Source organism: Pseudomonas sp. ME-P-057, assembly GCF_030208975.1.
In the GTDB taxonomy this organism is placed as follows: domain Bacteria; phylum Pseudomonadota; class Gammaproteobacteria; order Pseudomonadales; family Pseudomonadaceae; genus Aquipseudomonas; species Aquipseudomonas lutea.
In genome coordinates this window covers 24,892-51,139 of record NZ_JARVSX010000001.1, presented here as the reverse complement: position 1 = coordinate 51,139, position 26,248 = coordinate 24,892, and the positions used below count along the sequence as shown (strand labels likewise).

Below are 26,248 nucleotides of genomic sequence, written 5' to 3'. Positions count from 1 at the left end.
GGGAAAACAAACGGAACGGCTGTTTTCATCGTCAGTCACTTACATAGCGCGTGAATTTCGCCTGGCTTATGTACGTCAGGCATTTCCGTCAACGAGCTCCTGTTGCCTCCGCCTGGAGGCGAAAAAGGAGCCGCCTGAACCGAGGAGCTTTGCCTGATGAGTAACAACACCAATCCCCCTGTCAGCCCGAATGCCAAAAGTGAGCTGGCCGGCACCGACACGCTGGACCGCGGCAATACCAACGCCAAGGTCGAAAGCCTTGAGACGTTTCGCTCCGATGCGACCGGCGAGGCTCTGCGCACCAATCAGGGCGTAAAGATCTCCGACAACCAGAACACCCTGAAAGTCGGAGCGCGCGGCCCATCGCTGCTCGAAGACTTCATCATGCGCGAGAAGATCACGCATTTTGACCATGAACGCATCCCTGAGCGCATTGTTCACGCACGCGGTACTGCGGCTCATGGTTACTTCCAGACCTACGAGAACCATTCTGCGCTGTCAAAAGCCGAGTTCCTGCGCGATCCGGGCAAGAAAACCCCGGTGTTCGTCCGGTTTTCCACTGTTCAGGGCCCACGCGGCTCTGGCGATACCGTGCGTGACGTACGCGGTTTCGCAGTGAAGTTCTACACCGGCGAAGGTAACTACGACCTGGTCGGCAACAACATGCCAGTGTTTTTCATTCAGGACGCGATCAAGTTTCCCGATTTCGTACACGCCGTGAAGCCTGAGCCCCACAACGAAATTCCTACTGGTGGTTCGGCGCACGACACGTTCTGGGATTTCGTCTCGCTGGTACCTGAATCCGCGCACATGGTGCTGTGGACCATGTCTGACCGTGCAATTCCGAAAAGCCTGCGCTCCATGCAGGGCTTCGGCATCCACACCTTCCGGATGATTAATACCGAAGGCAAATCCTCGTTCGTCAAATTCCACTGGAAGCCCAAGTACGGCACTTGCTCTTTGGTGTGGGACGAAGCGCAGAAGCTTGCCGGTAAAGATACCGACTTCCATCGCCGCGATCTGTGGGAGTCCATCGAGATGGGCGACTACCCGGAATGGGAACTGGGCGTGCAGATCGTCGCCGAGGAAGACGAGCACAAGTTCGACTTCGACCTTCTGGACCCTACCAAAATCATCCCGGAAGAGCTGGTCCCGGTAACGCCGCTGGGCAAAATGGTGCTCAATCGCAACCCGGACAACTACTTCGCCGAGACTGAGCAGGTCGCTTTTTGCCCAGGCCACGTCGTGCCGGGTATCGACTTCTCTAACGACCCATTGCTGCAAGGGCGTCTGTTTTCCTACACCGATACGCAGATCAGCCGATTGGGTGGGCCTAACTTTCACGAGATCCCGATCAACCGTCCGGTGTCGCCGAACCACAACAACCAGCGTGATGCGCAGCACCGCACCACCATCGACAAAGGTCGTGCTTCCTACGAGCCCAACTCGATCGACGGCGGCTGGCCGAAAGAAACCCCTGCCGGTCCGCAGGATGGTGGCTTCGAGACGTATCCGGAGCGCGTAGAAGCGCACAAAGTGCGTGAGCGCAGCCCTTCGTTCGGCGACCACTTCTCCCAAGCCACGCTGTTCTTCAACAGCATGAGCGAGCACGAGAAAGAGCACATCATCGCGGCCTATAGCTTCGAGTTGGGCAAGGTGGAGCGTGAGTACATTCGTGCCCGTCAGGTGAACGAGATTCTCGCGAATATCGACCTTACCCTGGCTCAACGTGTCGCTGCGAACCTTGGTCTGCCAGCGCCATCGGCACCGACCGTACAAGCGCAAAGCACGGGCAAACTGACTGTCGACAAGTCGCCACTCCTGAGTCAGGCGAATCTGCTGCCCGCCGACATTGCTTCGCGCAAAGTGGCCATCCTGGTTGCCAATGGTGTGGACGATAAAGCCGTAGCCACCATGAAGGCGGCACTGGAAGCTGAAGGCGCACACGCCAAGGTCCTCGGCCCGACGTCCGCACCGGTCAAAACGGCGAGCGGCGCTCCGTTGGCGGTTGATGCTTCCATGGAAGGTTTGCCATCTGTCGCGTTTGACGCGGTGTTCATCCCGGGTGGCGATGCATCGATTCAGGCCCTGAGCGGCGACGGCGTAGCGCTGCACTATGTCCTTGAGGCCTACAAGCACCTCAAAGCCATTGCTTACGCAGGTGACGCACAGAAGCTGATTGACCTGCTGCGCCTGGAAGCTGATGCCGGCTTGCTGGCCGTTTCTGACAGCGCTTCGTTCAAAGCGTTTTTCACAGCCATCCAGCAACACCGGGTGTGGGCTCGTGAGCCAAAAGCGAAGGCCATTCCTGCGTAACTTGCAGGAGTAGCGCGTAACAAAAAAGGCGTTGCCCGCGAGGGCAGCGCCTTTCTTTTGATCAAAAATCGATCAGAGCTGAGCGGGCTTCAAGACAATCTTCGCCGGCTCGGTGCGCTCGATTACACGTTGCATTTGCAGCTCGAAATCCGGGTTGATCTTCCCGACGCGCTTGGTCAATAACGTAGCCAACCACGGATAATCGTCCGTTCGAGGTACCTGCACTGTAACGGCGCAGTTGAACGCAGTGACATCTTCGGCAATGTCGCTGAGCTGCCGGCGCAACTGCTTCATGTCGTTGATCTTCAGATCGATGGTTGTGCTCTCCGCACTCGGGTCGATCACCCGGGCTTTGCGTTTCGCCTCCGCTGCTCGCAGCTCGGCTTCTGCCTTTTCAAGCTCGGCTTTCCGTGCATTGGCGATAGCGCCGTTGACGCCGCTGGTCAGCGCGGGCGCTTTGGGCATCAATGCGCGAGCACGGCTCAGTGCAGTGGCGGCGGCGTTCATGTCGCCTTTCTGCAGCACGATCTGACTGCGGCTCAGATACGCCTCGGCCAGCTGACGCTGGTATTGCTCGAGTCGAGGATCATCCGGGGATTTACTTTGCAGCGCGGCCAACTGATCTTCGGCAGTCGCCAGTTCGCTGCTTGCGATATTTTGTTCCAGCTGCTGATAGGCGTCGGGCGCAGCCACAGGTGCAGGCTGCTCCACAGGCTTGCTCTGGCAAGCGCTCATCAGGATGGAAAATGCAGCAAGCAGCAGATAACGGGATGCGTACGGCTTCATTCCTGCGATTCTCTATTTGCGCAAAAAACGAGCAAGTCTACACATAAGTGACCTGCACCGAAAATAACTGATCAGCACCGGGGCTGGGCAAGCGTCATTGCACATTGCCGCTATTCGATTATTGCGGAGTATGACTCTGCTTGCCACCCAAGGTTCTACCGCTTGGGCAAAAGGAAGCTAAGCAGAAACAGCGTAGCTGCCGAAACCACGATAGACGGGCCCGCCGGTGTGTCCTTGAACCAGGACAATGCCAGTCCGGCGCACACTGCGACCACCCCGATGAGGCTCGCCCCCAGCGCCATCTGCTCGGGAGAGCGGGCGTGACGCTGTGCCGCAGCAGCGGGAATGATCAGCAGCGAGGTGATCAACAGCACGCCGACGATTTTCATGGCCACTGCGATGACCACGGCGATCAGCAGCATCAATGTCATGCGCAGAGCGGCTACCGGGAGCCCTTCGACCGTTGCCAGCTCTTCATGCACAGTGATTGCCAGCAAGGGGCGCCAAAGCGCACAGATCAGAATCAGGACCAAGGCGCTGCCTGCCAGAATCCACGCCAGATCATTTGGACTGATGGCCAGCAGGTCGCCGAACAGATAACCCATCAAGTCAATCCGCACGTCACGCATGAAACTCAAGACCACCAGCCCCAATGACAAGGTGCTGGGCGCCAAAATGCCCAGCAGCGTGTCCGAAGCAAGCGGCTGACGCTGCTGCAGTGTGACCAGCAAGACCGCCAGCAGCAGGCAACCCGCAGTCACGGCGATGGTCGGGCTGACGTCCAGCAAAAAGCCCAGTGCCACGCCGAGCAAAGCGGCATGGGACAGCGTGTCGCCGAAATAAGCCATGCGTCGCCACACCACGAACGACCCCAGAGGGCCGGCTACTACGGCCAGCGCGAGGCCTGCGAACAAGGCGTAAAGAAGAAAATCAGCCATGCTTGCAGCTGTCCCCGTGATCGTGATCGTGATTATGGTTATGAACGTTATCGTGAGCCGCCGCGGGTTGGCAGACTTCGCCATGCAGGTCGTGCGCGTGATCGTGATGATGGTGATAAATCGCCAGGCTGGGCGCATGGTGGCCGAACAGCTCAACGAATGCCGGATCGTTACTGACCTGCTCGGGATGCCCGGAGCAGCAAACGTGGCGATTCAGGCAGACCACCTGATCGGTAGTGCTCATGACCAGATGCAAATCATGGGACACCATCAGCACGCCGCACCGATGACGGTTGCGCAGCTGAGTGATCAGGGCATACAGCTCGGCCTGCCCGGCGACATCCACACCCTGTACGGGCTCATCGAGCACCAACAGTTCCGGCTTTCGCAGCAGCGCTCGCGCCAGCAAGACGCGCTGCATCTCGCCGCCCGAAATGCCTTGCAGCGGACTGTCGATAACCCGTTCTGCGCCCACCTCGATCAGCGCCGCGCGCGCGGTGTCCCGATCGACGCCGGGCACCAGTCGCAGAAAGCGCAGGACTGACAACGGTAGCGTGGCGTCGATATGCAGCTTCTGCGGCATGTAGCCAATGCGCAATTTAGGCTTGCGCCAGATCTCGCCCGAGTCGGGTTTGAGCAGACTGAGAACTGCACGCACCAGCGTGGTTTTGCCTGCGCCGTTAGGACCGATCAGCGTGACTATTTCGCCGGAACTGACACTCAGCTGGATATTTTCAAGCACGCTCTGACCGGCGCGACTCACGCTGACGTCTTTCAGGCGGATCAACGCGTCGCTCATCAGGCGGCCTTGCACCCGGCGCAAACGCCTACGACTTCGACAGTCTGAGCCTCGACGTCAAACCCGACCTCGTTGGCAGCGTCCACAATGGCCGAACTGATGGCGCCGTGTTGCAGCTCGATAGCGGCGTGGCATTCGCGGCAAATCAAAAATTGCCCCTGATGCGCATGGGTCGGGTGGTTGCAGCCGGCGAACGCGTTCAATGACGCAATGCGGTGCACCAAGCCGTTTTCCAGAAGGAAGTCCAGCGCGCGGTACACCGTAGGCGGCGCAGCGCGACGGCCATCTTCTTCGCTGAGCACGGCAAGGATGTCGTAGGCGCCCAAAGGCTTGTGGCTTTGCCAGACCAGCTCCAATACGCGACGGCGCAAGGCGGTCAGGCGCAAGCCTTTGCCCGCGCACAGCGAGTCGGCTTCAGTGAGTGCACTGTGCACGCAGTGAGAGTGATCATGGGGGCGACTGGCCAGGGGTGTTTTAGACATGAGCGGCGACGGCTTTTGAGAGAGACGTTATTATGTTACCCGTTCCTGCCCCCATGAGTGGTTATCGTGTCCCGACTTTTTTTACTTTTTGTCGTATTTATTACCGGTTTCGCCTCCATCGCTCCCGCCCAGGCTGATGTCCGCGTGCTGACCAGTATCAAACCGCTGCAGCTGATCGCTGCTGCAGTGCAGGATGGCATTGCAGTCCCTGAAGTCCTGCTTCCGCCGGGCGCCTCCCCGCATAATTACGCGCTGCGCCCTTCCGACGTACGGCGGGTACAAGACGCTGATTTGCTCTACTGGATTGGCCCGAATATGGAGACCTTCCTGCCTCGCGTCCTGACCGGGCGCAGCAAGCCTTCCGTTCCGGTCGAGTCGCTGACGGGCATGCATCTGCGGCATTTCACGGCCAGCGATGATCATCACCATGATGACGAAGGTGACGAGCATGACCACGACCACAAGCCGGGTAGCGTCGATGCGCACTTGTGGTTGTCTTCCGCCAATGCGCGAGTGATCGCTGCGAAGATGGCGGCTGACTTGAGCGAAGCGGACCCGGCCAATGCGGCCCGTTACGAGAGCAACGTAAAAGCGTTCGATGCACGCCTTGATACAGTGGATGCCCAGATCAAACAGCGGGTTGCAGGTATCTCGGGCAAGCAATATTTCGTGTTCCATGAAGCATTCGATTATTTCGAAGAGGCTTATGGGCTCAAACATGCAGGTGTGTTTGCAGTGAGCAGCGAGGTTCAACCGGGCGCTCAGCACGTTGCTGCCATGCGTGCGCGTCTGACGGAGTTTGGTAAAACCTGCGTGTTCAGCGAGCCGCCCCTGCGTCCTCGTCTTGCCGACACATTGAGTGCCGGCCTGCCGGTGAAACTGGCCGAGCTGGACGGTTTAGGCGGCTACACCCCCGCCACTGCGCAGGGTTACGAGCAGTTGCTGAGCAAGTTGGCGGATGACCTGGCGGGGTGCCTGGAGAGTCTTTGACTTCTGGGCCAACGCCTAGGCGAGCCAGCTCTCTGCCACAGTTGAAGCATTGACCCTGTGGGAGTGAGCTTGCTCACGAGGCTTTTAAGACCCTTACAACGCAAACGGCAACGGAATGTGCGTTTCCTGGCGCTGCTCCAGGCGTTTGCGGAATTCGTCGGGATCGTGAATCAAAACGTCCTGGCCGGCGAAGGTCTCAGCGGCAATCAGCCGCGACAGCCAGAATCGCACGCAGCCGACTCTCAGCATGGTCGACCACAGCTCGGCTTCGGCGGCAGTGAATGGCCTCAGTGCGGCATAAGCCCCAAGAAAAGCCCGCGCTCGCGGCGCGTCTATGGTCCCGTTTTCAAACGAACACCAGTCATTCACGGCAATGGCGATGTCATAGAGCATCGGGCCGGAGCAGGCATTGTAGAAATCGATCACTCCCGTCAGGTGGGTGCCTTCAAACAACGTGTTGTCGCGGAACAGGTCGGCATGCAGGTTGGCCCTTGGCAGCGCCATGATGGCCGGCTTGCGACGCTGTATCTCTTCGAGCGCCTTGGTCAGCAGCGCGCCCTGTGCCGAGTCCAGATGCGAGATGAAGTTACTGCCCTCCTCCAGCATCCAGTCCAGGCCGCGGTCGGTTTTGCGCTCGATGGTTTGAGTGCGAGTCGCTAGGTGCATATGCGCCATGAACTCACCGATTTGCACGCAGTGCTGAGTGTTGGGCTCGGCAGGGTGTTTGCCGGACAGGCGCGGTTGAAGCAATGCGGGTTTGCCTTTCAGCTCGCGCAGGGCCTTGCCCTCGGTGGTGCGCAGCGCGTAGGGGACGGGCAGCTTGGCATCGTGCAAGACATCCAGCAGCTCGATGAAGAAGGGCATTTCCTGAACCGGCCCGCGTTCGACCAGCGTCAGCACAAACTCACCCTGTTCCAGGCTGATGAAGAAATTGGTGTTTTCACTTCCAGCGGCGATGCCCTGAAAATCCCGCAGGGCGCCAAGCCCGTAAGGGGCAAGAAAAGCTTCCAGCTCGGGGCGAGCCAGAGGAGTAAAAACGGACATAGAAGACTGCCAGCAAGAGAGTGAATGTAAGGCGTTACCAGCTGAATATTACCCACTGAGGTATCAGCATGTCCGGCTGATCCGAACGTATGAATTGACCGCTTGTACCGTCGGCACGCACCAGATAATAAGGCTTGCCGTGCTTTGGCGTGATCTTCACCGCGTAAACGAATCCGTTCGCGCGGTACTCTTGAACAAAATCATCGCCGCTCTGACGAATGGTGACGTCTGGCTCGGCCGAGGGCGCCTCGTCATCTGCGGCAAGCGCCAGCGACGAGCAGGCGAGCAACCCGCCGACCAGTAACAGGCGATTGAGCGCGCGCATGATAACCTTGTGCCTTTGTCGTTAACGGTCCACGCATTCTAGCGCCGACCCCGCCGAAAAGGTTGATCTTGCACATGAGTCTCGCGCCCCTCGTCCTGGTGGACGGTTCTTCTTACCTGTACCGCGCTTTCCACGCGCTGCCGCCGCTCACGACCTCCAAGGGCCTGCCAACCGGTGCGGTCAAGGGCGTGCTCAACATGCTCAAGAGCTTGCGCAGGCAATATCCTGACAGTCCGTTTGCCGTTGTCTTTGACGCCAAGGGCGGAACGTTCCGCGATGAGCTGTACGGCGAGTACAAAGCCAACCGCCCGAGCATGCCGGATGACATGCGCGTGCAGATCGACTTCCTGCACAACTGCGTCAGAGGCCTGGGCTATCCGCTGTTATGCGTTGAAGGTGTTGAGGCCGACGATGTGATCGGCACACTGGCGCGCAGCAGTGCGGCGGCGGATCGACCGGTGGTGATCTCCACGGGCGACAAGGACATGGCGCAATTGGTCGACGGCCACATCACGCTCGTCAATACCATGACCGGCAGCGTGCTGGACGTTGCCGGAGTGAAAGAGAAATTCGGCGTCGGGCCCGAGCACATCATCGATTACCTGGCATTGATGGGCGACAAGGTCGACAACATTCCTGGCGTTCCCGGCGTCGGTGAGAAAACCGCGGCGGGCCTGCTGGTCGGCATCAATGGCGGTTTGAAAGAGCTCTACGACAACCTCGACAAGATTCCGGCATTGCCGCTTCGGGGGGCTAAGTCGTTGCCCGCCAAGCTGGAAGAGCATCGGGAGATGGCCTTCCTCTCCTACCAGCTGGCGACCATCAAGATTGACGTGCCGCTGGACATCGAGCTCGACGCTCTGCATTGCGGCGAGCCTGATCGGGAAGCGTTGATGGCGCTGTATACCGAGCTCGAATTCAAAAGCTGGATCACCGACCTGCAGCGTGAAGCGCGAGAAGAAGGCGCCGAAATTGTGCCTGCTGCCGAGCCGGCGCCGATCATCGAGGCCAAATACGAGCTCATTCTTGAGCAGACGCAGTTTGACGACTGGTTGAAGAAGCTTGAGGCGGCGCAGTTGTTCGCTTTCGTGGTGCAGAGCAATGGGGTAGATGCACAGCGCGCTCAAATCGTCGGGCTGTCCTTCGCGATCAAAACTCACGAGGCGTGTTACATCCCGCTCACCCATTCTTATATGGGTGTGCAGCAACAGCTCGATCGTGATGAGGTGCTCAAAGCCGTCAAGCCCATGCTGGAAGACGCAAGCAAGATCAAAGTCGGGCAGCACGCCAAGTTTGCCATCAACCTTTTGGCCAACTGCGCAATCGACGGCGACCAGAGCCAGGGCATCCACGTACAGGGCGTCAAATTCGACACGATGCTCGAATCCTACGTGCTCGACTCTACGGCGACGCGCCATGACCGTGACAGCCTCGTTGCCAAGTACCTGGCTCACACGCCGGTCAACTTCCAGGACATCGCAGGCAAAGGCGCGAAACAGCTGAGTTTCGACCAGATCGCACTGGAGCAGGCCGGCACCTACGCAGCTGAAGAGGTGGACCTGACGCTGCGTTTGCACGAGGTGCTGCAAGAGAAGCTGGCCAAGACGCCGACTCTGGCGCCGGTGCTCGACGATATCGAAATGCCGCTCATGCCTGTGCTGGCGCGTATAGAACGGCAAGGCGCGCTGGTCGACGCCAACCTGCTGGGCAACCAAAGCGTCGAGCTGGGCAACAAGATGACCGAGCTTGAGCGCGAAGCGTTTGCCATCGCCGGTGAGGAATTCAACCTCGGCTCGCCCAAGCAACTCGGTGTGATTCTTTACGAAAAGCTTGGCATGCCGATCATCAGTAAAACCGCCACCGGCCAGCCATCAACGGCTGAAGCGGTGCTCGCGGAACTGGCCGAGCAGGATTATCCGCTGCCCAAGGTGCTGATGCAGTACCGCTCGATGAGCAAACTGAAAAGCACCTACACCGATCGACTGCCGGAACAGATCAACCCGCGCACCGGCCGAATCCACACCTCCTATCATCAGGCGGTGGCGGTCACCGGGCGTCTGTCGTCCAGCGACCCAAACCTGCAAAACATCCCGATTCGCACGGCCGAAGGCCGCCGCATTCGGCAGGCATTCGTTGCCCCAGCGGGCTACAAGCTGCTGGCAGGGGACTACTCGCAGATCGAGTTGCGGATCATGGCGCATCTGGCCAAGGACGAAGGTTTGCTGCATGCCTTCCGCAACGACCTGGACGTACACCGTGCGACGGCGGGCGAGGTCTTCGGCGTCGAGTTACCTGACGTGACCAACGACATGCGCCGCAGCGCCAAGGCGATCAACTTCGGCCTTATCTATGGCATGAGCGCATTCGGCCTGGCCAAGCAGATCGGCGTCGATCGCAAGCAATCGCAGGCGTATGTGGATCGCTATTTCGCGCGCTACCCCGGCGTATTGAATTACATGGAGCGCACGCGGACTCAGGCTGCCGAGCAAGGTTATGTCGAGACCATCTTCGGTCGCCGCTTGTACTTGCCGGACATCAATGCCAAGAACCAGGCGTTGCGCAAAGGTGCCGAGCGCATGGCAATCAACGCACCAATGCAAGGCACGGCGGCCGACATCATCAAGCGCGCAATGGTCGCCGTGAACGGATGGCTGGACGCTTCAGGTCTGGATGCGCGGGTCATTCTGCAAGTGCACGACGAATTGGTTCTGGAAGTGCGCGAGGATCTGGTCGAGCAGATCAGCCAGGACATCCGCGTACACATGAGCGGCGCGGCCGAGCTGGACGTGCCGCTGTTGGTCGAAGTGGGCGTAGGCAATAATTGGGATGAGGCCCACTAAAACGGCTTGTCGTTTCGATTCTTCGCGGAATCGGAACTGCGCCAGGCACTAAATTTCCGCCGGTTTTGAACTTCGGCGGACTAATCCCGGTCTGAGGTTGCGAATGGCTCAAGCAGCCATTCAAGCTCCTATGTTGTGTTAAGTGTTGGCAGATATCCGGAACCCTTCCGAGGGGGCTGGACTTAGACCCCGAACTTCCCCTCCCCACATGAAGTCCGGGGTTTTTTTTGCCCGCGATTCAGGCCGCGGGGGCCTTGTCTTCCAGCTCCATCCAGTCCGCCAGTACGGTGTAGGCCTCTTCGAGCCCCATGCGCTTGGGCGCGGAAAACAGCTGAATGGTGACGGTGTCGCCCCAGCCACGATGGATCTCCGACTGGACCTTGAGCAGTGTATTTTTAGCGGCACCAAAAGTCAGTTTGTCCGCCTTGGTCAGCAGAATGTGCATCGGCATGCCGCTGGCGATGGCCCAGTCGAGCATCAGCAGGTCGAAGTCGGTCATCGGGTGGCGAATGTCCATCATCAGGATCAACCCCTTCAGACTCTCGCGGCTGCCCAGATACGCTTCGAGGTGGCGCTGCCAATGCTGCTTGAGCGGAATAGGCACCTTTGCGTAACCATAACCCGGCAAATCGACCAGACGGCGGTCATCGTCCAGGCTGAAGAAATTCAGCAGCTGAGTACGCCCGGGTGTCTTCGAGGTGCGCGCGAGACTGGCGTGAGTCAGGGTATTCAGCGCGCTGGACTTGCCCGCGTTGGAGCGGCCGGCGAAGGCGACTTCAAAGCCTTCGTCGTCCGGGCATTGATCGACTTTGGCAGCGCTGAGCATGAACTTGGCTTGTTGGCACAGGCCAAGAATTGGGTTTTTGAGTTGCATGGGATATCCGGTGAGGGCGTTGCGGCGTGCGCGGCAACGGGGTGTCGTTTTCCGTTCAATGGACGCGAGTATATAATGCCGCAGATTTCATGTATGCCTCGTCACCCCCGCAAAGGTGCTGCTGAAGCGAACCGCGTCCGGCATTTGCATCAAAACCTTCACCGATAAGCCGCGCGCGACAGGCAGTCACGAAGGCGGCGCCTTTGGTCGCATCGGATCAGCCCATGAACTTACCTCTTTCGAGCCTGCTGTTGATTCTGTGCATGAGCGGATTCGTGCAGGCAGGTGAGTCTGCAACGGCCGACCCCGTTGCCGGCCAGTCTAAAACAGTCGTATGTGGCGCCTGTCATGGTCCCGACGGCAACAGCTTGGTGCCTGTTTTCCCGAACCTCGCAGGCCAGGGTGAGCGCTATTTGCTCAAGCAGTTGCATGAAATCCGCGACGGCAAGCGTGTTGTGCCGGAGATGACCGGCCTGCTGGTTTCGCTTACGGAACGTGACCTTGCTGACATTGCCGCTTACTACGCTGGTCAGAAGGCAAAGCCCGTCGAGGCTGACCCCGATCTCGCTGCGCAAGGCGAGGCGCTTTTTCGCGGCGGCAAGCTTGAGCAGGGCACGCCGGCTTGCATCGGATGTCATTCCCCAAACGGCGCAGGCATTCCGGGCGCGGGGTTTCCACAGTTAAGCGGCCAGCATTCCGCGTACATCAAAAAACAGCTCACGGCCTTTCGCGATGGAGAGCGGACCAATGATGGCGAGACTCAGGTCATGCGCACCATTGCCTCCAAGCTGAGCAACGGAGACATCGAAGCCTTGGCAGCTTTCATTCAGGGTCTTGAATGACCGGTCGAGCAACGGGTCTTGCGCACACGGTTTGTCACATAATCCCACGCAGTCCTGCCCGGACGGGCCAAAAAGGGTAGCGAACGGCTGCTCTTTTTTATGGCCGCAGGCGTTACACTTGCGACCTCGTATCGCCTCGGCCGGTCGAACTGCGTCCACCGAGGTGACCTTCCATGCCCAGGAGTTAAGCATGCGTAATCTGATTCTCAGCGCCGCTCTGATTTTTACCAGCCTGTTCGGTCTGACCGCTCAAGCAGCAGAGCCTATCGAAGCCGGCAAACAGTACGTCGAGCTGAAAAGCGCTGTTCCTGTTTCCGAGCCAGGCAAAATCGAAGTTGTCGAGATGTTCTGGTACGGCTGCCCGCACTGCTACGCATTCGAGCCAGTCATCAATCCATGGGCCGAAAAACTTCCCGCTGACGTCCACTTCATCCGCGTTCCTGCCATGTTTGGTGGCCCTTGGGACGCCCACGGTCAGCTCTTCATTACCCTCGACACCATGGGTGTGGAAAAGAAAGTTCACACTGCCGTGTTCGACGCGATTCAGAAAGGCGGCAAGCGTCTGACCGATCCGAACGACATGGCCGAATTCGTCGCTACTCAAGGCGTCGACAAGACCAAGTTCCTCGAAACGTTTAACTCGTTCGCTGTGAAGGGCAAGATCGCTCAGTACAAGGAACTGGCCAAGAAGTACGAGATCACTGGCGTTCCGACCATGATCGTCAATGGCAAATACCGCTTTGACCTGGGCACTGCCGGTGGTCCTGAGCAAGCGCTGCAGGTGGCCGATCAATTGATCGCCAAAGAGCGCGCGACGCTGACCGCCAAGTAAGCGCTGGCCATGGCGCGCTGGGGAACTACTGAACGTGTCGTTGCCCGGCACGCAGCAAAAATCAATGAGCGTCATCTTCTCGAAACAGGGTTGCCGGCGGACGGCCGGCTTCGCCTGCTCAGCTTCAATATCCAAGTCGGCATCAGCACCGAGCGTTATCGGCACTACCTGACCCGGGGTTGGCAGCACTTGCTGCCGCACAACGGTCGAGCCGGCAACCTGCAGAAGATCGGCGATCTGCTGCGTGATTATGATCTGGTCGCGTTGCAGGAAGCCGATGGCGGCAGCATCCGCTCAGGCTACGTCAATCAAGTCGAACACCTCGCTCAACTCGGCTCCTTTCCCTACTGGCATCAGCAGCTGAACCGCAACCTCGGGCGCCTGGCCCAGCACAGTAACGGCGTGCTCAGCCGACTGCGTCCCTGGGACATCGAAGATCACCCGTTGCCCGGGCCCAAAGGGCGAGGCGCCATTCTGGTTCGTTTCGGTGAAGGTCCTGATGCTTTGGTCGTGGTCGTCATGCACCTCGCGCTCGGCGCCCGGACCCGAACGCTGCAGCTGGCTTACATTCGCGAGCTGATTGGCGGGTACCGGCATCAGGTGCTCATGGGTGACATGAACACCCATGCCACTGATCTGCTGGAAACCTCGCCGCTACGGGATCTGGGCTTGCTGGCTCCGCAAATCGAAGCGACCTTTCCAAGCTGGCGCCCGCAGCGGTGCCTTGATCACATTCTTCTGAGCCCCACTCTGACCCTTGAAAAGGTCCAGGTGCTGGCTCAGCCCATCTCCGATCATCTGCCCGTCGCGGTGGAGATTCGCTTGCCGGCCTCATTAATCGGTGACTCCCTGCCGATAACAAGCACATCTCCTCGCGGACCTGTGGAATGACCGACGAAGCGCAGCGCTGGAAAGAAAAGTACCTCAAGAGCATCGAGCAGCAAGACAAACTGGAGCGGCGCTGGAACGCGCGGCTCGATTTGCTGCGTCGAGGCCTGGTGCGCAGCAGCCTGGCGGCCGAAGGTGCCGACAAGGCGGTCGATCAGTGCATGAAAGAAATGCGCGAAATCGTTCGCAAGGACGATATGGACGCAGGGTTGGCGGCCCTGATTCCGCGGCTGGAAAAAGCCGTGCTGGATTCCGAGCAGCGTCGGGAACAGCGTGTTGAGCAAATGGGCACCGCGTTGACCTCTCTAGTGGCGCAGCTACAGGCATTGCCGCTGCCAAAGGAAGTCAGCAAACCACTCAAGCGGTTCGCCAAAAGTCTTGAGGATCGTATTACTCAGGCACGCGAGCTGCCGCTCCTGCTGAGCGAGTTGAGCGGTCTTCAGGGCCAGGCGCTGTCCCAGATCGAACACCCTGACGAGGCGTCCCGGCCCGGTTTATTGCAGCGATTGTTCGGCAGTCATCGCGAGCCAACCGGCGATGATGAACACACCGCTGAACGACCTGCTGCCATCACCGAACCAGTCCCGCTCGTTTCGCCCGCCGTGCCCGCGTCTGACTCGGTCATTGAGGGAGCCCCGACCGCCCAGGACGCTGGCGTGGCTGTCGACAGCGCGCCGCTGGCCCTTTCGTCGGCTCAAGCCCCCGAGCCTGTCAGCGCCGATAGCCCGGCTGAAGCCTCACCCCCCGTGGCCATGAGCATGCAGGAGAGCGCCCCTGAAGGCGATGCGCCCGATCCAGGGCGCAGCCCCGAAGACCGCCCTTCTCAACCCTCCGCGACAGAGCCTGCGCCTGAAAAAGCAAGCGAACCGTTAGAGCAGGACGTTCCGGCGTCGGTTGAAGAGCCCGCTCTGGCGACTGCCGAGACGGACGCCGGCGACGATGACCCGGGTGACGATCAGCTCGACGACGATGACCTGAACGTCAATGAGCCTGAAAATGCCGCCGAAGAGGAAGGCCCCTATGCGCTGCCCTCGTCGCCCGAGCCCAGCTACAGCTCTGTCGCCGCCCACATCGAAGAAACGCTCCTGGGCCTGCTCGATGAGTTGACGCTGCCCGAGCATCATCGTCCACAAGCTGAGGCTATGCGTGCTCGGCTTGAACACGGACTGAACTGGTACGAACTGCTGCCGATTCTTGATGACCTGGCTGTGTTGATGCTGGCCATCACCGACAGCGGGCAACATGAATTCGAGGCTTATCTCAAGCAGCTCAACGAGCGCCTCGAGTCTTTTCAGAGCAACTTGCTGGCCGCCAGCGAAGGCCATGCAGATCAGCAGTCTGCCTCGCGTCAACTGGACCACCAGCTGCGCGAACACGTAGACGACTTGCAAACCAGCGTGCAGCAAGCAGCGGATCTCACCAGTTTGAAGCAGGTTCTGGAGAATCGGCTTGAGGGGCTGATCGGCACCATGGATGAACATCAGCAGCAGCGTGATCAGCGCGAACAGGAGGTCGCAACGCGCCTTCAATCCCTCGCCAGCCGTGTTGCGACGATGGAGCAGGAAGCACTGGGTTTCCGTGCTCATCTGGAAGAGCAACGGCAAAGAGCATTGATCGACACGTTGACAGGCCTGCCAAACCGGGCGGCCTGGAATGAACGGCTTGAGCATGAAATCGATCAGTTGCAGAGAAAGCCCTCAAGCTTATTGCTCGGCATCCTGGATCTGGATCACTTCAAGCGCATCAACGATGGTTACGGCCATTTGGCGGGGGATAAAGTTCTCAAGATCATTGCTGGCCAGCTGCGACAACGTTTGCGGGCTTCGGATTTCATTGCGCGCTTTGGCGGTGAAGAATTTGTACTGCTATTGCCCACCACGCCGATGGATGAGGGAATGGCACTGTTGGAGCGCCTGCGTGAGGGCATCGAGCAGTGCCCGTTTCACTTCAAAGGCGAGCGAGTGACGGTCACGGTCTCGATGGGGATCACGTTATTCCGTCCGGGTGAGCGCAGCGACGGGGTGCTAAAACGCGCGGATCAAGCGCTTTACCGTGCGAAGCATGAGGGCCGCAATCGGATCGAACAAGGCTGAGGCTGTCCACGGGTCGCATGAACGCATGCATGTGGTTTTTGAATGCGTTCGCGGCGTTACGTTACACTGTTGCATTAATTTCCTACGCGTCGTGCCGCCATGAAGTTTATTGTTGCTCCGATCCTGCTCATGCTGCTGACCGCGTGTAGCAGTGGTCCAGCGTTTGACACCAGCCACCCCTCGGTGAACTACGACAGTCGTGCGCAGTTTGTAGTGGTCCATTACACGTCTGCGTCGCTGGACCGTTCATTGGAGTTGCTGACCCATGGTGAGGTCAGTGCGCACTACCTGATCGGCGACGGCCCAGCGACGGTCTATAAGCTGGTCGACGAGTCTCAGCGCGCGTGGCATGCCGGAGAGAGTGAGTGGGACGGTCGAACCTGGCTCAACTCAAGCAGCATCGGCATCGAAATCGTCAATCCCGGGTACCGCGACACGCCGACCGGGCGGCTGTGGTATCCCTACAGCGAAGCACAGATCCAGAAGCTCATCGTTTTGCTCAAAGACATCGTCAAGCGCAATCATATCGAGCCGCGGCATGTTATCGGCCACAGCGACATCGCCCCGCTTCGCAAGCTCGATCCGGGGCCGCTGTTTCCCTGGAAACGGCTGGCGCAGGAAGGTTTGGGGATATGGCCGGATGAGCAACAAGTGGCCCAGCGCCAGGCCCAATTCATGGGTATCGTCCCAAGTGTCGTCTGGTTCCAGCAGCAATTGGCGCTATTGGGTTATCCAACACCGCAGACCGGAGAGCTGGACATTGCGACTCGGCACGTGCTGGCAGCCTTTCAAATGCATTACCGACCACAAAAATTTGACGGTGAGCCGGATCTGCAAAGTGCAGCTATGCTGCAAGTACTTAACCTCAGGCACTAAATTCCCCTAGCTGTCTGTGTTCATCGGGCTATTTCCACGCTTGTTGCCGCACCTCAAGGTTTCTCGAACCGAAAGCCATCTGGATGACTGTTGATGTTCACGGCGACGCCGCCACTGCGCTCTTTCATTTACCGCCCATGGCTTCTGGCTTTACTGGCCGCGGTGCTGAGCGCGGCCGTCTTGCTGGTGGGCAGTTTTGGCCTGGCAATGCACCAGGCCCGGCAGGACGAGCGGGCGCAGATGAACGCCCAGGGCGAGCGATTTCTCGTCCGTCTGGAGCAGCTTTTCGGTCAGCTCAGGGCCGGGCTCGATCAACTGGAAGCTCAGCCTTTGCGAGGCTGCAGCCCCGAGATGATCGAGCAGTTGAGGCAGGTCAATTCCCGCTACCGCTTTATCTACGAAGTGGCGTATGTCACCGAGCGCCAGTTCTGCTCAAGCTGGACCCGTCAAAGCCTGATCGGCAAAGCAAGGCCAGCGGACATTCGCGGCCCCACCTACGACTATTGGTTGAACACTTCAACGCAGCCTGACGATAACCTCGCTTCATTGATGCTGGGTCGTGGAGATTTTCGAGTAACGACCTCCCGCGGGCACCTCACGGACGTGGTCGATTTACCCGCAGGGGGCAGCCTGGTCGTTTTACTCGACCATGGCACCAAAGCGGTCCCAGTCCTGGGACCTGCCCAAAAATGGCCCCCTACCCCCGACTGGGCTCCCTACTCTGACGCAACGTTGATGACGACCCAGGACAAGCTCGTCTACCGGATGCCGACTCAAAGCCCCGAATATCAGCTCGTTCTGATTACCCCGCGCAGTGGCCTGCAACAGAAGATCACCGGCGCGTGGTGGCTGTTGGTGCCCACGAGCCTGCTGATTTCCCTGTGCATCGGGATTCTCGTCCTGCAACTGGTGCGTCAGCGGCAATCGTTGGGCGGCGAGCTGCACGGCGCGCTGCGTCGAGGCGAGCTGAAGGTTTTGTATCAGCCAATATTCGATCTCAACACCCGGCTGTGCGTTGGCGCTGAAGCGCTGGTGCGCTGGCGCAGACCCGACGGTACGCTGACCAGCCCCGACCTGTTCATTCCGCTGGCGGAGAACACCGGGCAGATCCGTCAAATCACCGACTTCGTCCTTCAGCAGCTGCTGGAGCAGTTGGGGCACCTGTTGCGGGCAAATCCCCATTTGTACGTGTCAGTGAATCTGGCAGCCTGTGATGTCATCGCCCCTCGCATCGGCAGGGTTACCGCCAAGCTCCTTGCGCTGCACCGTGTGGCACCGCGACAGATCGCATTTGAAGTGACCGAGCGCGGCCTCGTGGATGTCGTCGTTGCGCGTAATCATCTGCAAGCGTTACGCGACCGGGGGCACCAAGTGCTCATCGATGACTTTGGAACCGGCTACTGCAGTCTGGCCTACCTGCAAACCCTGCCGGTGGACTGCCTGAAAATCGACAAGGCATTCATCGACGCGCTGGGCCACGATGCAGCCAGCAGCGGCGTGGCGCCCCACATCATCCGCATGGCTCATGCGCTGCAGCTGAAGGTGATTGCCGAGGGCATCGAATTCGAGTCTCAGGCGCTGCTGCTCAAGAGCGAAGGAGTGATTTATGGCCAGGGCTGGCTGTTTGCACGACCATTGACTGCGACCAAGTTCATCGAGTTGGTGATTGGTGGCAGGCGCAGCGGCGGCCGCCGTACGGATGATGTGGCCTAGGTCTTCAAGTCGGCGTTAAAGCGGTAGTGCCATATAGAACTGCGTGCCCTGCCCAGGCCGTGAATAGACGCCCATCCGTCCGCCGTGCAACTGGACGATCTCCTTGCACAGCGCCAGCCCCAGCCCTGCACCGCCTTTTTTGCGTCCCACTTGGACAAACGGTTCGAAAATGCGCGCTTGCTGGCCGTAAGCGATGCCCTCGCCGTTGTCTTCCACGCTAATGATCAATCGTTCACCGTGCCGCCTGGCCTGCAGGCGAATCAGGCCGGACTTGGGCGTATGGCGCAGTGCATTGTCGAGCAGATTGTCGAGTACTCGGTCTAGCTGCGCTTTGTCCGCTTGTACTCGTGGCAACGGCTCCTGGGTTTCCAACAGCACCATGACGTCCTGGTCGTGGGCGGTATCAGCGAAACGCTGACGTGCCGCTTCGAGCAATTCTCCGATATCGCAGGGCTCCAGCGTCAGCTTTTGCAGGCCGTTCTGGTAGCGCGAGAAATTGAGCAGGTCGTTGATCAGTTGCATCAGGCGCTGCATTTCTTCATTGACCGTGTCGAGCAGGTCTTTCTCCCGAGAATCCGGGGCGAAATGTACGCGCTCTTGCAGCAGACCGAAGGCCATATGCATGCCGGTGACGGGCGTGCGCAGCTCATGGGAAGCGCGCAATACAAACTCGCTGCGAACCCGCTCAAACGCTCGTTGCTCAGTGACGTCATGCAGCACCATGACCGCGCCAACGATGTGACCCTTGGTATGGCTGACCGGCGTGAGGCTATAGGTCAGCAGCCGCGTTTCGCCATCGATCTCGATTGAAAGATCATCGGGCGCGCGCTCCAGAGTCCCGCCGCGTAATACCAGATACAGCTGTTCGTCCAGCTCCGGGCGCTGCAGCGCTTCGCCCAGGCCTTGACCCAGCCGGCTTTCTTCCCAGCCTAACTGACGCTGCGCGACGGGGTTGAGGTGTTCGAGACGCCCTTGGCGGTCAATCATCAGCAACCCGTCATCGATGCTGTCCAGGACCGCCTGCAAACGCTGCTGGCCGGCAAGCAGTTCATCGACATTGGTTTTCTGGTGCTGACGCAGTGCGTCGGCCATCATCCCGAATCGATGGGTAAGCAGGTTCATCTCTGCGGACGATGAGGTAGGAAGCGCGACGTCGAAATCCCCTTGGGCGATCCGGTCCGCCGCCTTGGCCAATTGCTCGATGGGCCCACCGAAACGCCGGGCAATGCCATGGGCCGTAATGAAGCCGATCACCAGCACTGCCAGGCCAACCAGGCCCAGTAACGCGGCCACCCACAGTGCCCGCGACCTTGAGGCGCTCTCGGCCTGGCTGATGTTCTCAAGCGCCTGACGGTGGGCGTCGAGCAGCCCGTTGCGCAGCACATTGAAGGCTTCCGTTACGGACTGATCGTCACGTATGGCGTCTGCACGTTCGCTGGATTGAGTGATTGTCTCGATAAACCGGGCGTAATTCACCCGAGCCGTTTCGAACCCGCTTGGAACGCCCGTCTGCTGATCATGCTCGATCCCTTGATCAAGCAGGCTCTGGAACTGCTGCTGGTTGCGCTGCAGCTCGGCCTGATCGGGATTGTCCTTGAGCATCATGACCAGTTGGTCACCCAGGTTTTGTCGCAGCCTCAGGCCGATATCGAGTGTGATGAAGTTGTGCCGAATTGAGGATTCCTGAGATTTCGCCATTTGCATGACACTGACCAGCCCTAACACCAACCCCAGCAGGGCGACGGTGATGAGTGCCGATATGCTCAGAAAGAGCCGGGTGCGCAACTTCATCGCAAACATCATCGACGCCCTGTCAAAGGTTGTATTGCTTGCGTTTGCGATACAGCGTCGAGGCATCGATGCCTAACGTGCGTGCCGCCTGATCCAGCGTGTCGCTCGTGGCCAGCACCGCGCCAATGTGGGCTTTTTCCAGCTCATCCAGACTCAAGGCGGCGCCAACGCGTGGGGCGTTGTTCACAGGCTGTTCGGCCATACCCAGATGGGTGATCTCGACTTTTTCCTGAGGGCAGATAATGCTCGCCCGCTCAATTACGTTTCGCAGCTCGCGAATGTTTCCGGGCCAGCGATAGTTGAGCAAGGCACTGCGCGCCTGCTCGCTGAACCCGCGTGCGGGGCGGCTATACTCCTTGACGAAACGGGCCAGAAAACGATCGGCCAGCGTCAGAATGTCTTCACTTCGCTCGCGCAAGGGAGGCAAGTTCAAGGTGATCACGTTCAGGCGATACAGCAAATCCTCACGAAAACGCCCTTCGCGAACCATGTCTTCCAGGTTGAGGTTGGTTGCCGCCAGAATTCGCACATCAGCGCGTCGAGTGACCGGGTCGCCGACGCGCTCGTATTCCTTGTCCTGAATAAAACGCAGCAGCTTTGGCTGCAAGGTCAGCGGGAAATCGCCGATTTCGTCCAGAAACAACGTCCCGCCGTCTGCCTGATTTACCCTGCCGAGGGTGCTCTCGCTGGCGCCGGTGAACGCGCCGCGGCTATGACCGAACAGCTCGCTTTCCATCAGCTCGGCGGTAAGAGACGGGCAGTTGATGGTCACGCAGGCCTTTTTAGCGCGCTTGCTCCAACCGTGGATGGCCCGTGCCAGCTCACCCTTGCCGGTACCGGACTCGCCAAGGATGAGAATATTGGCGTCTGTGTTCGCCACCTGACGTGCTGTTTCCAGAATCGCCATCATCGACGGGCTGTGGGAATCCAGGCCATCTTTCGGTTTGCGAACTTCACCCTCAAGCGCTTCGAGTCGAGCGGACAGCTGGCGAACTTCGAGTTGTTTGGCGGTGGCCAGACGCAACTGATCCGGGCTGCAAGGCTTGACCAGATAATCAGCCGCGCCTGCCTGAATGGCGTCCACTGCGGTGTCGACAGCGGAGTGCGCCGTAACGATCACAACCCGCATCCATGGCGCCTGTACGCGCATCTGCGCCAGGACATCCAGCCCATTGTCCTCGCCCAGACGCAGGTCCAGAAAACACACATCGAACACCTGACGCTGCAGCAGCGCCTCTGCCTGCGCCGCACTGTTGGCAGTGGCTACGCTGTAGCCTTCATCTTCCAGGCAATAACGGAAGGTGCGAAGGATGGCGGATTCATCATCCACAAGCAGAATACGGCCCTGATTCTCAGCGGCTGCTTCCATTTTTCCTACGCTCCTCAATGAATAGTCTGTGTTAGTCCCGGAAAGATCGGGCAAGTTGCATGGTTCATTCTGATTGATTCTTTGCGCTGGATGATAGCGATCTTCTTAAAAAGCTGAGTTGCTGATCCGCACCCCGACCCTGCTCAGACGCTGATCGGGTCTTCCGGAGACTGATCAGAGGTATTCAATAGAGAACGTCTGGACAAATGACAAGTCTGTCCAGAGGTACCTTTTTGCAATTGCCTGGAGACCCCCCATGCCCCCACTGAAGAAAATCACCCTGGCCCTCGCCGCCGCAGGGTTGCTCGGACTGGCGCCGGTCATGGCACAAGCTGCCGCCGCCGATGTGCAAACCCAACTGGCCGAAGCGCGTCAGGAAGGCTCGATCTGGACGGCCTTCGCGCTGAATCGCCATTTGAGTCCATTCAAGATCAGCGTCGATGTCGAGCAAGGCACCGCAATTCTCAAGGGCAAGGTCGAAAACCAGGTGGACAAGGATCTGGCTGCGCAAATTGCAGGTGATATTCAAGGCATCAACAAAGTCGACAATCAGCTGGAGATTGATCCGCAAGTGGCAGCCGACCCTGGCACTAAAGCCACCATGGCCCAGCGATTTGATGACGCTACGCTTACGGCCACCATCAAATCCAAACTGCTCTGGAACAGCGTAACGGAAGCTCTGAATATCGACGTGAGCGCGGCCCAGGGCGTGGTTACGCTCAAAGGCCAGGCCAAGGATGCGGATGCCAAGCAACTGGCCGGGAGCCTCGCCACGAACACCGACGGTGTGACTGAGGTTAACAACCTCATCAGTGTCAGTGCCCGTGATACCCAGGCGATCAAGGAGCAGAGCGAACTGCAGGCCAATAGCGTCCGGGAGGAATTCAGTGACGCGTGGATTACCAGCAAGGTGAAATCCAGCCTTATATATAGCCGCACTCTTGACGGCTTGAACATCAAGGTCGAGACCAGGAATGGCGTTGTGACGCTCGATGGCGTTGTCGCCAATTACGCCGAGAAGGAGCTGGCTGTGGAAATCGCACGCAACATTCGCGGGGTGAAGGGAGTTGACGCCGATACCCTGCGGGTCACCGCGCGAAGTGCGGGCTAGAGCGTCGGACGGGCGCAAACGGCGGGTGCGACAATCGAAATTCGATGCTGATTGAATTCGTGATGCCACCCGCTGTCGGCGTATTCGTGCATTCCGCACGATGGCAAATGTTCAATCGTGCAGCTTGCGTGCAGCGCCAGGTTTCCTTCTATTCATAACTTATTGATTTTCAAGGATTTATCGGTACTTAAAAAGCTGGCACACGCCGTGCAATGTTCCTGACAACACGGGCCGGACAGACGGCCGACAAGATTGCCAGGAGTCAGCTGAATGAACGCTCAACATCTCGCCAACAAACTGCGTATCTCCCCTCTGCACATGCAGCAGGGTTTGTTTGCCAGCTTGGCGCTGATGATCACGCTTATCGTCGTTCAGCAATTCAATCACTGGAATCAAAATCAAGAAGTGACTCAGGCTCATTATTCCCACGCTCATGCTGCGCCTTATGCAAAGGCCAGCGCGCTGAAAGCGTCGGATGTTGCGCTGAGTCTCCAAGTTGATGACGCGGCTGCGAGTAACGACGAAGCGCCACGTCAGCAAAGCTGGGTTTTCTGATCCTCAGGGTCGAAGACGCGATCTACCCCGAGGGTCATACCGACGCCTCGACGTAGCAAGAAAATCAATAAACTGAAGGAGAGTCACCATGTTGAGTTGGGCAATCACATTTCTGATCATCGCTATCGTTGCAGCCGTCCTTGGTTTTGGTGGTATCGCAGGTACTGCGACCGGCATTGCCAAGATCCTGTTCGTAGTCTTCCTGGTCATGTTCGTGGTGTCGTTCTTCTTTGGCCGTCGCGGCCGAGGCTGAGTATGGGCTCCAAGCACCTCCATGCACTGGCATTGGCGCTCCTTGCGAGCGCCAGCGTTACAGCTTGGGCTGCTAACGACGGGCAGTCCCGGGTCAATGAGCTGTTAAGCGCTGACCCTGACTACCGCGAGACGTGGTCGAGCGTGGTCAAGAAAGAAGAGCGGTTACCCGATTGGGTTATCAACCTCTCTGGCGCCTTAGAGCAGATGAACGCTGTTACGGAAGACGGTGACAAGTATCTGGTGGGGCCACTTTGCGAAACCAAAGAAACCTGCATCAATAAACGGCTCATCGTGGCGTTCAGTCTGGATAAATCTCACGCATACGCGATGTTGGTGGAAGTGCCTGCAGGACTCCCCGCAGACAAATCGCCTACGCGTCATGCGGACTACCGCTTCCTGGGTAAACCGGATGAGGGTATGCAAGGGCTTTTGAAAGAGCAGCTCAAGAAAGATCCGAACTGGTACTGATTCGAATGATGGAAGACCTGTAAACACCGGTTTTCCTGATAGACGCGCAGCCCGAAGACGGTGCGCGTATGACCAAGGGGTCGGGGCGTTTTGATCAATGGAGTGATTGAAGCGGCCTAGGTGTACAGGGAGTACTCCCATTCGTGGGCCGGGTCAGGCAAGCCGCAACGCAAGTCCATCGTCCGATACGGCCTGAGCTCGTATCCGGCAGTGGACTTGTGAGGCGCAAATTCGGCGCTGTCACATTCCGCTCCGCTCCAAATCTCCTCGCTCTCAAGTCCTACAACGACCATTCCTGCGTCCTACGACCGTACATCGCGTCAAAATCGTTCTCTATAGACGCCACGTCTGCCATAGATGACCAATCCGTCACCTGTTTTCGCAGCTGAAGTCTTACGCCGCAGACGCCGGCGTAGCCGCTTCTGAGCCCCTTTAACTGAATCTGCAATTGGACTGTTAGCGCGGCCATACTGCTAAGTCATTGATTTACATCATGCCGATTCGGCATAGGGTAGTCGTTTACGGCATTAGACGATGCCAGTCGGCGTGGGAATAGTTGCGCCTTTTTCGCCTGCTCAGAGCTCGGATGCTCAACTGCGGCCATCCCACTGGACAGCTCCAACGGCAAATGCGGCGTCAGCTGGATAAACATTCATGACGACGCATGGTTGGAGGATGTCCCGGCAACGACAACAAGGTAATGACATGAAGAAGGCAAAGCTGAGCCTCGCCTGGCAGATCCTCATTGGCCTGGTTCTAGGAATCGCCATCGGCGCCCTCCTCAACCATTTCAGCACCGAGAAGGCCTGGTGGATCAGTAATATCCTGCAGCCGGCGGGTGATATCTTCATCCGGCTGATCAAGATGATCGTTATCCCTATCGTGATCTCGTCCCTGGTGGTGGGCATTGCAGGCGTCGGCGATGCGAAAAAACTGGGACGCATCGGTTTGAAGACCATCCTCTATTTTGAAGTCGTTACCACGATCGCCATCGTCGTAGGCTTGGGGCTGGCCAACGTATTCCATCCCGGCACAGGGATCGACATGAGCACGCTGGGAACCGTGGATATTTCCCAGTACCAGAAAACCACTGCAGAAGTGCAGCATGACCATGCGTTCGTTGCGACCATTCTCAACCTGATCCCCTCGAACATATTCGCGGCCGTCGCGCGTGGGGACATGCTGCCGATCATCTTCTTCTCTGTGTTCTTCGGGCTGGGCCTGTCGAGCCTGAATGCGGAAGTGCGCGACCCATTGGTGAAGGTGTTCCAGGGTGTCTCGGAAACAATGTTCAAGGTCACGCACATGATCATGAACTACGCGCCAATTGGCGTATTTGCGCTGATCGCTGTAACCGTCGCCAACTTCGGCTTCGCCTCGCTGCTGCCATTGGCCAAGCTGGTGATCCTGGTTTACGTTGCGATCGCCTTTTTCGCTTTCGTGGTGCTTGGCCTGATCGCACGCCTGTTTGGCTTTTCGGTGCTTAAGCTCATGCGCATCTTCAAGGATGAGCTGGTCCTGGCCTATTCCACCGCCAGTTCCGAAACCGTGTTGCCACGTGTGATCGAGAAGATGGAAGCGTATGGCGCTCCCAAGGCCATCAGCAGCTTTGTAGTGCCGACTGGATACTCCTTCAACCTCGACGGATCGACGCTGTATCAGAGCATCGCCGCGCTGTTCATCGCGCAGCTATACGGCATCGACCTGTCGATCGGCCAGCAGCTGATGCTTGTTCTGACCTTGATGGTGACCTCCAAGGGCATCGCCGGCGTGCCGGGCGTGTCGTTTGTGGTGCTTTTGGCGACCCTGGGCAGCGTTGGCATCCCGCTGGAAGGACTGGCGTTCATTGCCGGCGTCGACCGGATCATGGACATGGCCCGTACGGCGCTCAACGTGATCGGCAACGCACTTGCCGTTCTGGTGATCTCCCGCTGGGAGGGCATGTATGACGACGCCAAGGGCGAACGCTACTGGAACTCGTTGCCGCACTGGCGCAGCAAAGAGCCGCTGCCTGCAGGGCAATCAACTCTGGACTGAGTGCTGCATAGCCTGAATCAACAA

Annotated in this window: 23 protein-coding genes; 14 read left to right on the top strand and 9 right to left on the bottom strand. The window is 58.6% G+C overall.

Annotation, left to right across the window (positions count from 1 at the left end; genetic code table 11):
• The first annotated feature begins 156 nt into the window (after window positions 1-156).
• On the top strand, window positions 157-2,316 hold the full coding sequence (gene katE / locus QRN48_RS00230) for a catalase HPII (RefSeq protein WP_285348250.1): 2,160 nt from the start codon (window positions 157-159) through the stop codon (window positions 2,314-2,316).
• A 72-nt stretch (window positions 2,317-2,388) separates the two neighbouring features.
• On the opposite strand, the gene QRN48_RS00225 is transcribed toward katE, so the two are convergent.
• From QRN48_RS00225 to QRN48_RS00210, 4 genes are all read right to left on the bottom strand, one after another.
• Window positions 2,389-3,102 carry a PA5502 family lipoprotein gene (locus QRN48_RS00225; protein WP_037017069.1) on the bottom strand — a complete coding sequence of 238 codons (714 nt, stop codon included), beginning with the start codon at window positions 3,100-3,102 and terminating at the stop codon, window positions 2,389-2,391.
• Between the two features lie 155 nt (window positions 3,103-3,257).
• A complete protein-coding gene (gene znuB, locus QRN48_RS00220; protein ID WP_285348248.1) occupies window positions 3,258-4,040 on the bottom strand; it encodes a zinc ABC transporter permease subunit ZnuB in 783 nt (260 codons plus the stop codon).
• Window positions 4,033-4,839 (bottom strand): zinc ABC transporter ATP-binding protein ZnuC, encoded by an 807-nt coding sequence (gene znuC, locus QRN48_RS00215; protein WP_191944256.1) that lies wholly within the window; start codon window positions 4,837-4,839, stop codon window positions 4,033-4,035. Before znuC ends, znuB begins: the two co-directional genes overlap by 8 nt.
• Window positions 4,839-5,321, bottom strand: a complete 483-nt coding sequence (locus QRN48_RS00210) for a Fur family transcriptional regulator (RefSeq protein ID WP_037017078.1) — start codon at window positions 5,319-5,321, stop codon at window positions 4,839-4,841. The genes znuC and QRN48_RS00210 overlap by 1 nt, the downstream gene beginning before the upstream one ends.
• Window positions 5,322-5,387: 66 nt before the next feature.
• Here QRN48_RS00210 and znuA point away from each other — a divergent pair, with 66 nt between their 5' ends.
• On the top strand, window positions 5,388-6,311 hold the full coding sequence (znuA, locus tag QRN48_RS00205) for a zinc ABC transporter substrate-binding protein ZnuA (RefSeq protein ID WP_285348245.1): 924 nt from the start codon (window positions 5,388-5,390) through the stop codon (window positions 6,309-6,311).
• Between the two features lie 93 nt (window positions 6,312-6,404).
• Here znuA and QRN48_RS00200 read toward each other — a convergent pair whose 3' ends face one another.
• Window positions 6,405-7,355 carry a homoserine kinase gene (locus QRN48_RS00200; RefSeq protein WP_285348243.1) on the bottom strand — a complete coding sequence of 317 codons (951 nt, stop codon included), beginning with the start codon at window positions 7,353-7,355 and terminating at the stop codon, window positions 6,405-6,407.
• A 34-nt stretch (window positions 7,356-7,389) separates the two neighbouring features.
• The gene (locus QRN48_RS00195; protein WP_037017085.1) at window positions 7,390-7,680 is read right to left on the bottom strand and encodes a DUF2782 domain-containing protein; all 291 of its coding nucleotides are present in this window, start codon (window positions 7,678-7,680) and stop codon (window positions 7,390-7,392) included.
• A gap of 74 nt (window positions 7,681-7,754) precedes the next feature.
• Here QRN48_RS00195 and polA point away from each other — a divergent pair, with 74 nt between their 5' ends.
• A complete protein-coding gene (polA, locus tag QRN48_RS00190; RefSeq protein ID WP_285348241.1) occupies window positions 7,755-10,520 on the top strand; it encodes a DNA polymerase I in 2,766 nt (921 codons plus the stop codon).
• Between the two features lie 238 nt (window positions 10,521-10,758).
• On the opposite strand, the gene yihA is transcribed toward polA, so the two are convergent.
• Window positions 10,759-11,394, bottom strand: coding sequence for a ribosome biogenesis GTP-binding protein YihA/YsxC (gene yihA / locus QRN48_RS00185; protein WP_191944259.1), 636 nt, complete (start codon window positions 11,392-11,394; stop codon window positions 10,759-10,761).
• A 224-nt stretch (window positions 11,395-11,618) separates the two neighbouring features.
• On the opposite strand from yihA, the gene QRN48_RS00180 reads away from it, so the two are divergent.
• From QRN48_RS00180 to QRN48_RS00155, 6 genes are all read left to right on the top strand, one after another.
• Entirely contained in the window at window positions 11,619-12,236 is a 618-nt protein-coding gene (locus QRN48_RS00180) for a c-type cytochrome (protein WP_191944260.1), read from the top strand.
• 190 nt (window positions 12,237-12,426) lie between these two features.
• Window positions 12,427-13,068: a thiol:disulfide interchange protein DsbA/DsbL gene (locus QRN48_RS00175; protein WP_037017094.1), complete on the top strand. Its 642-nt coding sequence runs from the start codon at window positions 12,427-12,429 to the stop codon at window positions 13,066-13,068.
• A gap of 9 nt (window positions 13,069-13,077) precedes the next feature.
• Complete coding sequence (locus QRN48_RS00170) at window positions 13,078-13,959, top strand: endonuclease/exonuclease/phosphatase family protein (protein ID WP_037017097.1); 882 nt, start codon at window positions 13,078-13,080, stop codon at window positions 13,957-13,959.
• Window positions 13,956-16,049, top strand: coding sequence for a GGDEF domain-containing protein (locus QRN48_RS00165; protein WP_191944261.1), 2,094 nt, complete (start codon window positions 13,956-13,958; stop codon window positions 16,047-16,049). Before QRN48_RS00170 ends, QRN48_RS00165 begins: the two co-directional genes overlap by 4 nt.
• A gap of 99 nt (window positions 16,050-16,148) precedes the next feature.
• Window positions 16,149-16,925: an N-acetylmuramoyl-L-alanine amidase gene (locus tag QRN48_RS00160; protein WP_191944262.1), complete on the top strand. Its 777-nt coding sequence runs from the start codon at window positions 16,149-16,151 to the stop codon at window positions 16,923-16,925.
• Between the two features lie 93 nt (window positions 16,926-17,018).
• Window positions 17,019-18,638, top strand: a complete 1,620-nt coding sequence (locus QRN48_RS00155) for an EAL domain-containing protein (protein WP_191944263.1) — start codon at window positions 17,019-17,021, stop codon at window positions 18,636-18,638.
• 15 nt (window positions 18,639-18,653) lie between these two features.
• Here the strand turns inward: QRN48_RS00155 and QRN48_RS00150 are convergent, their stop codons facing one another.
• Together QRN48_RS00150 and algB are read right to left on the bottom strand one after the other, a co-directional pair.
• Entirely contained in the window at window positions 18,654-20,441 is a 1,788-nt protein-coding gene (locus QRN48_RS00150) for a KinB sensor domain-containing domain (RefSeq protein ID WP_037017108.1), read from the bottom strand.
• Window positions 20,442-20,451: 10 nt separating this feature from the next.
• The gene (gene algB, locus QRN48_RS00145) at window positions 20,452-21,798 is read right to left on the bottom strand and encodes a sigma-54-dependent response regulator transcription factor AlgB (RefSeq protein WP_037017110.1); all 1,347 of its coding nucleotides are present in this window, start codon (window positions 21,796-21,798) and stop codon (window positions 20,452-20,454) included.
• Window positions 21,799-22,054: 256 nt separating this feature from the next.
• Between algB and QRN48_RS00140 the strand changes: the two genes are divergently transcribed.
• The 5 genes from QRN48_RS00140 to gltP all read left to right on the top strand — a co-directional run bounded on the left by QRN48_RS00140 (window position 22,055) and on the right by gltP (window position 26,224).
• Complete coding sequence (locus QRN48_RS00140; RefSeq protein WP_285348235.1) at window positions 22,055-22,909, top strand: BON domain-containing protein; 855 nt, start codon at window positions 22,055-22,057, stop codon at window positions 22,907-22,909.
• A gap of 270 nt (window positions 22,910-23,179) precedes the next feature.
• A complete protein-coding gene (locus tag QRN48_RS00135; protein WP_285348233.1) occupies window positions 23,180-23,464 on the top strand; it encodes a hypothetical protein in 285 nt (94 codons plus the stop codon).
• Between the two features lie 88 nt (window positions 23,465-23,552).
• A complete protein-coding gene (locus tag QRN48_RS00130) occupies window positions 23,553-23,717 on the top strand; it encodes a DUF1328 domain-containing protein (RefSeq protein ID WP_002555679.1) in 165 nt (54 codons plus the stop codon).
• Window positions 23,718-23,719: 2 nt separating this feature from the next.
• Window positions 23,720-24,187, top strand: a complete 468-nt coding sequence (locus tag QRN48_RS00125) for an inhibitor of vertebrate lysozyme family protein (protein ID WP_285348230.1) — start codon at window positions 23,720-23,722, stop codon at window positions 24,185-24,187.
• Between the two features lie 705 nt (window positions 24,188-24,892).
• A complete protein-coding gene (gltP, locus tag QRN48_RS00120) occupies window positions 24,893-26,224 on the top strand; it encodes a glutamate/aspartate:proton symporter GltP (RefSeq protein WP_037017120.1) in 1,332 nt (443 codons plus the stop codon).
• Window positions 26,225-26,248: the final 24 nt, after the last annotated feature.

Coding starts and splice junctions, on each gene's coding strand:
- QRN48_RS00155 (WP_191944263.1), top strand. CDS start 17,019: ATGTTCACGGCGACGCCGCCACTGCGCTCTTTCATTTACCGCCCATGG.
- znuC (WP_191944256.1), bottom strand. CDS start 4,839: ATGAGCGACGCGTTGATCCGCCTGAAAGACGTCAGCGTGAGTCGCGCC.
- polA (WP_285348241.1), top strand. CDS start 7,755: ATGAGTCTCGCGCCCCTCGTCCTGGTGGACGGTTCTTCTTACCTGTAC.
- QRN48_RS00180 (WP_191944260.1), top strand. CDS start 11,619: ATGAACTTACCTCTTTCGAGCCTGCTGTTGATTCTGTGCATGAGCGGA.
- QRN48_RS00175 (WP_037017094.1), top strand. CDS start 12,427: ATGCGTAATCTGATTCTCAGCGCCGCTCTGATTTTTACCAGCCTGTTC.
- QRN48_RS00210 (WP_037017078.1), bottom strand. CDS start 5,321: ATGTCTAAAACACCCCTGGCCAGTCGCCCCCATGATCACTCTCACTGC.
- QRN48_RS00150 (WP_037017108.1), bottom strand. CDS start 20,441: ATGATGTTTGCGATGAAGTTGCGCACCCGGCTCTTTCTGAGCATATCG.
- QRN48_RS00130 (WP_002555679.1), top strand. CDS start 23,553: ATGTTGAGTTGGGCAATCACATTTCTGATCATCGCTATCGTTGCAGCC.
- QRN48_RS00200 (WP_285348243.1), bottom strand. CDS start 7,355: ATGTCCGTTTTTACTCCTCTGGCTCGCCCCGAGCTGGAAGCTTTTCTT.
- QRN48_RS00125 (WP_285348230.1), top strand. CDS start 23,720: ATGGGCTCCAAGCACCTCCATGCACTGGCATTGGCGCTCCTTGCGAGC.
- gltP (WP_037017120.1), top strand. CDS start 24,893: ATGAAGAAGGCAAAGCTGAGCCTCGCCTGGCAGATCCTCATTGGCCTG.
- QRN48_RS00165 (WP_191944261.1), top strand. CDS start 13,956: ATGACCGACGAAGCGCAGCGCTGGAAAGAAAAGTACCTCAAGAGCATC.
- QRN48_RS00160 (WP_191944262.1), top strand. CDS start 16,149: ATGAAGTTTATTGTTGCTCCGATCCTGCTCATGCTGCTGACCGCGTGT.
- algB (WP_037017110.1), bottom strand. CDS start 21,798: ATGGAAGCAGCCGCTGAGAATCAGGGCCGTATTCTGCTTGTGGATGAT.
- QRN48_RS00140 (WP_285348235.1), top strand. CDS start 22,055: ATGCCCCCACTGAAGAAAATCACCCTGGCCCTCGCCGCCGCAGGGTTG.
- QRN48_RS00225 (WP_037017069.1), bottom strand. CDS start 3,102: ATGAAGCCGTACGCATCCCGTTATCTGCTGCTTGCTGCATTTTCCATC.
- QRN48_RS00195 (WP_037017085.1), bottom strand. CDS start 7,680: ATGCGCGCGCTCAATCGCCTGTTACTGGTCGGCGGGTTGCTCGCCTGC.
- QRN48_RS00170 (WP_037017097.1), top strand. CDS start 13,078: ATGGCGCGCTGGGGAACTACTGAACGTGTCGTTGCCCGGCACGCAGCA.
- katE (WP_285348250.1), top strand. CDS start 157: ATGAGTAACAACACCAATCCCCCTGTCAGCCCGAATGCCAAAAGTGAG.
- QRN48_RS00135 (WP_285348233.1), top strand. CDS start 23,180: ATGAACGCTCAACATCTCGCCAACAAACTGCGTATCTCCCCTCTGCAC.
- znuB (WP_285348248.1), bottom strand. CDS start 4,040: ATGGCTGATTTTCTTCTTTACGCCTTGTTCGCAGGCCTCGCGCTGGCC.
- yihA (WP_191944259.1), bottom strand. CDS start 11,394: ATGCAACTCAAAAACCCAATTCTTGGCCTGTGCCAACAAGCCAAGTTC.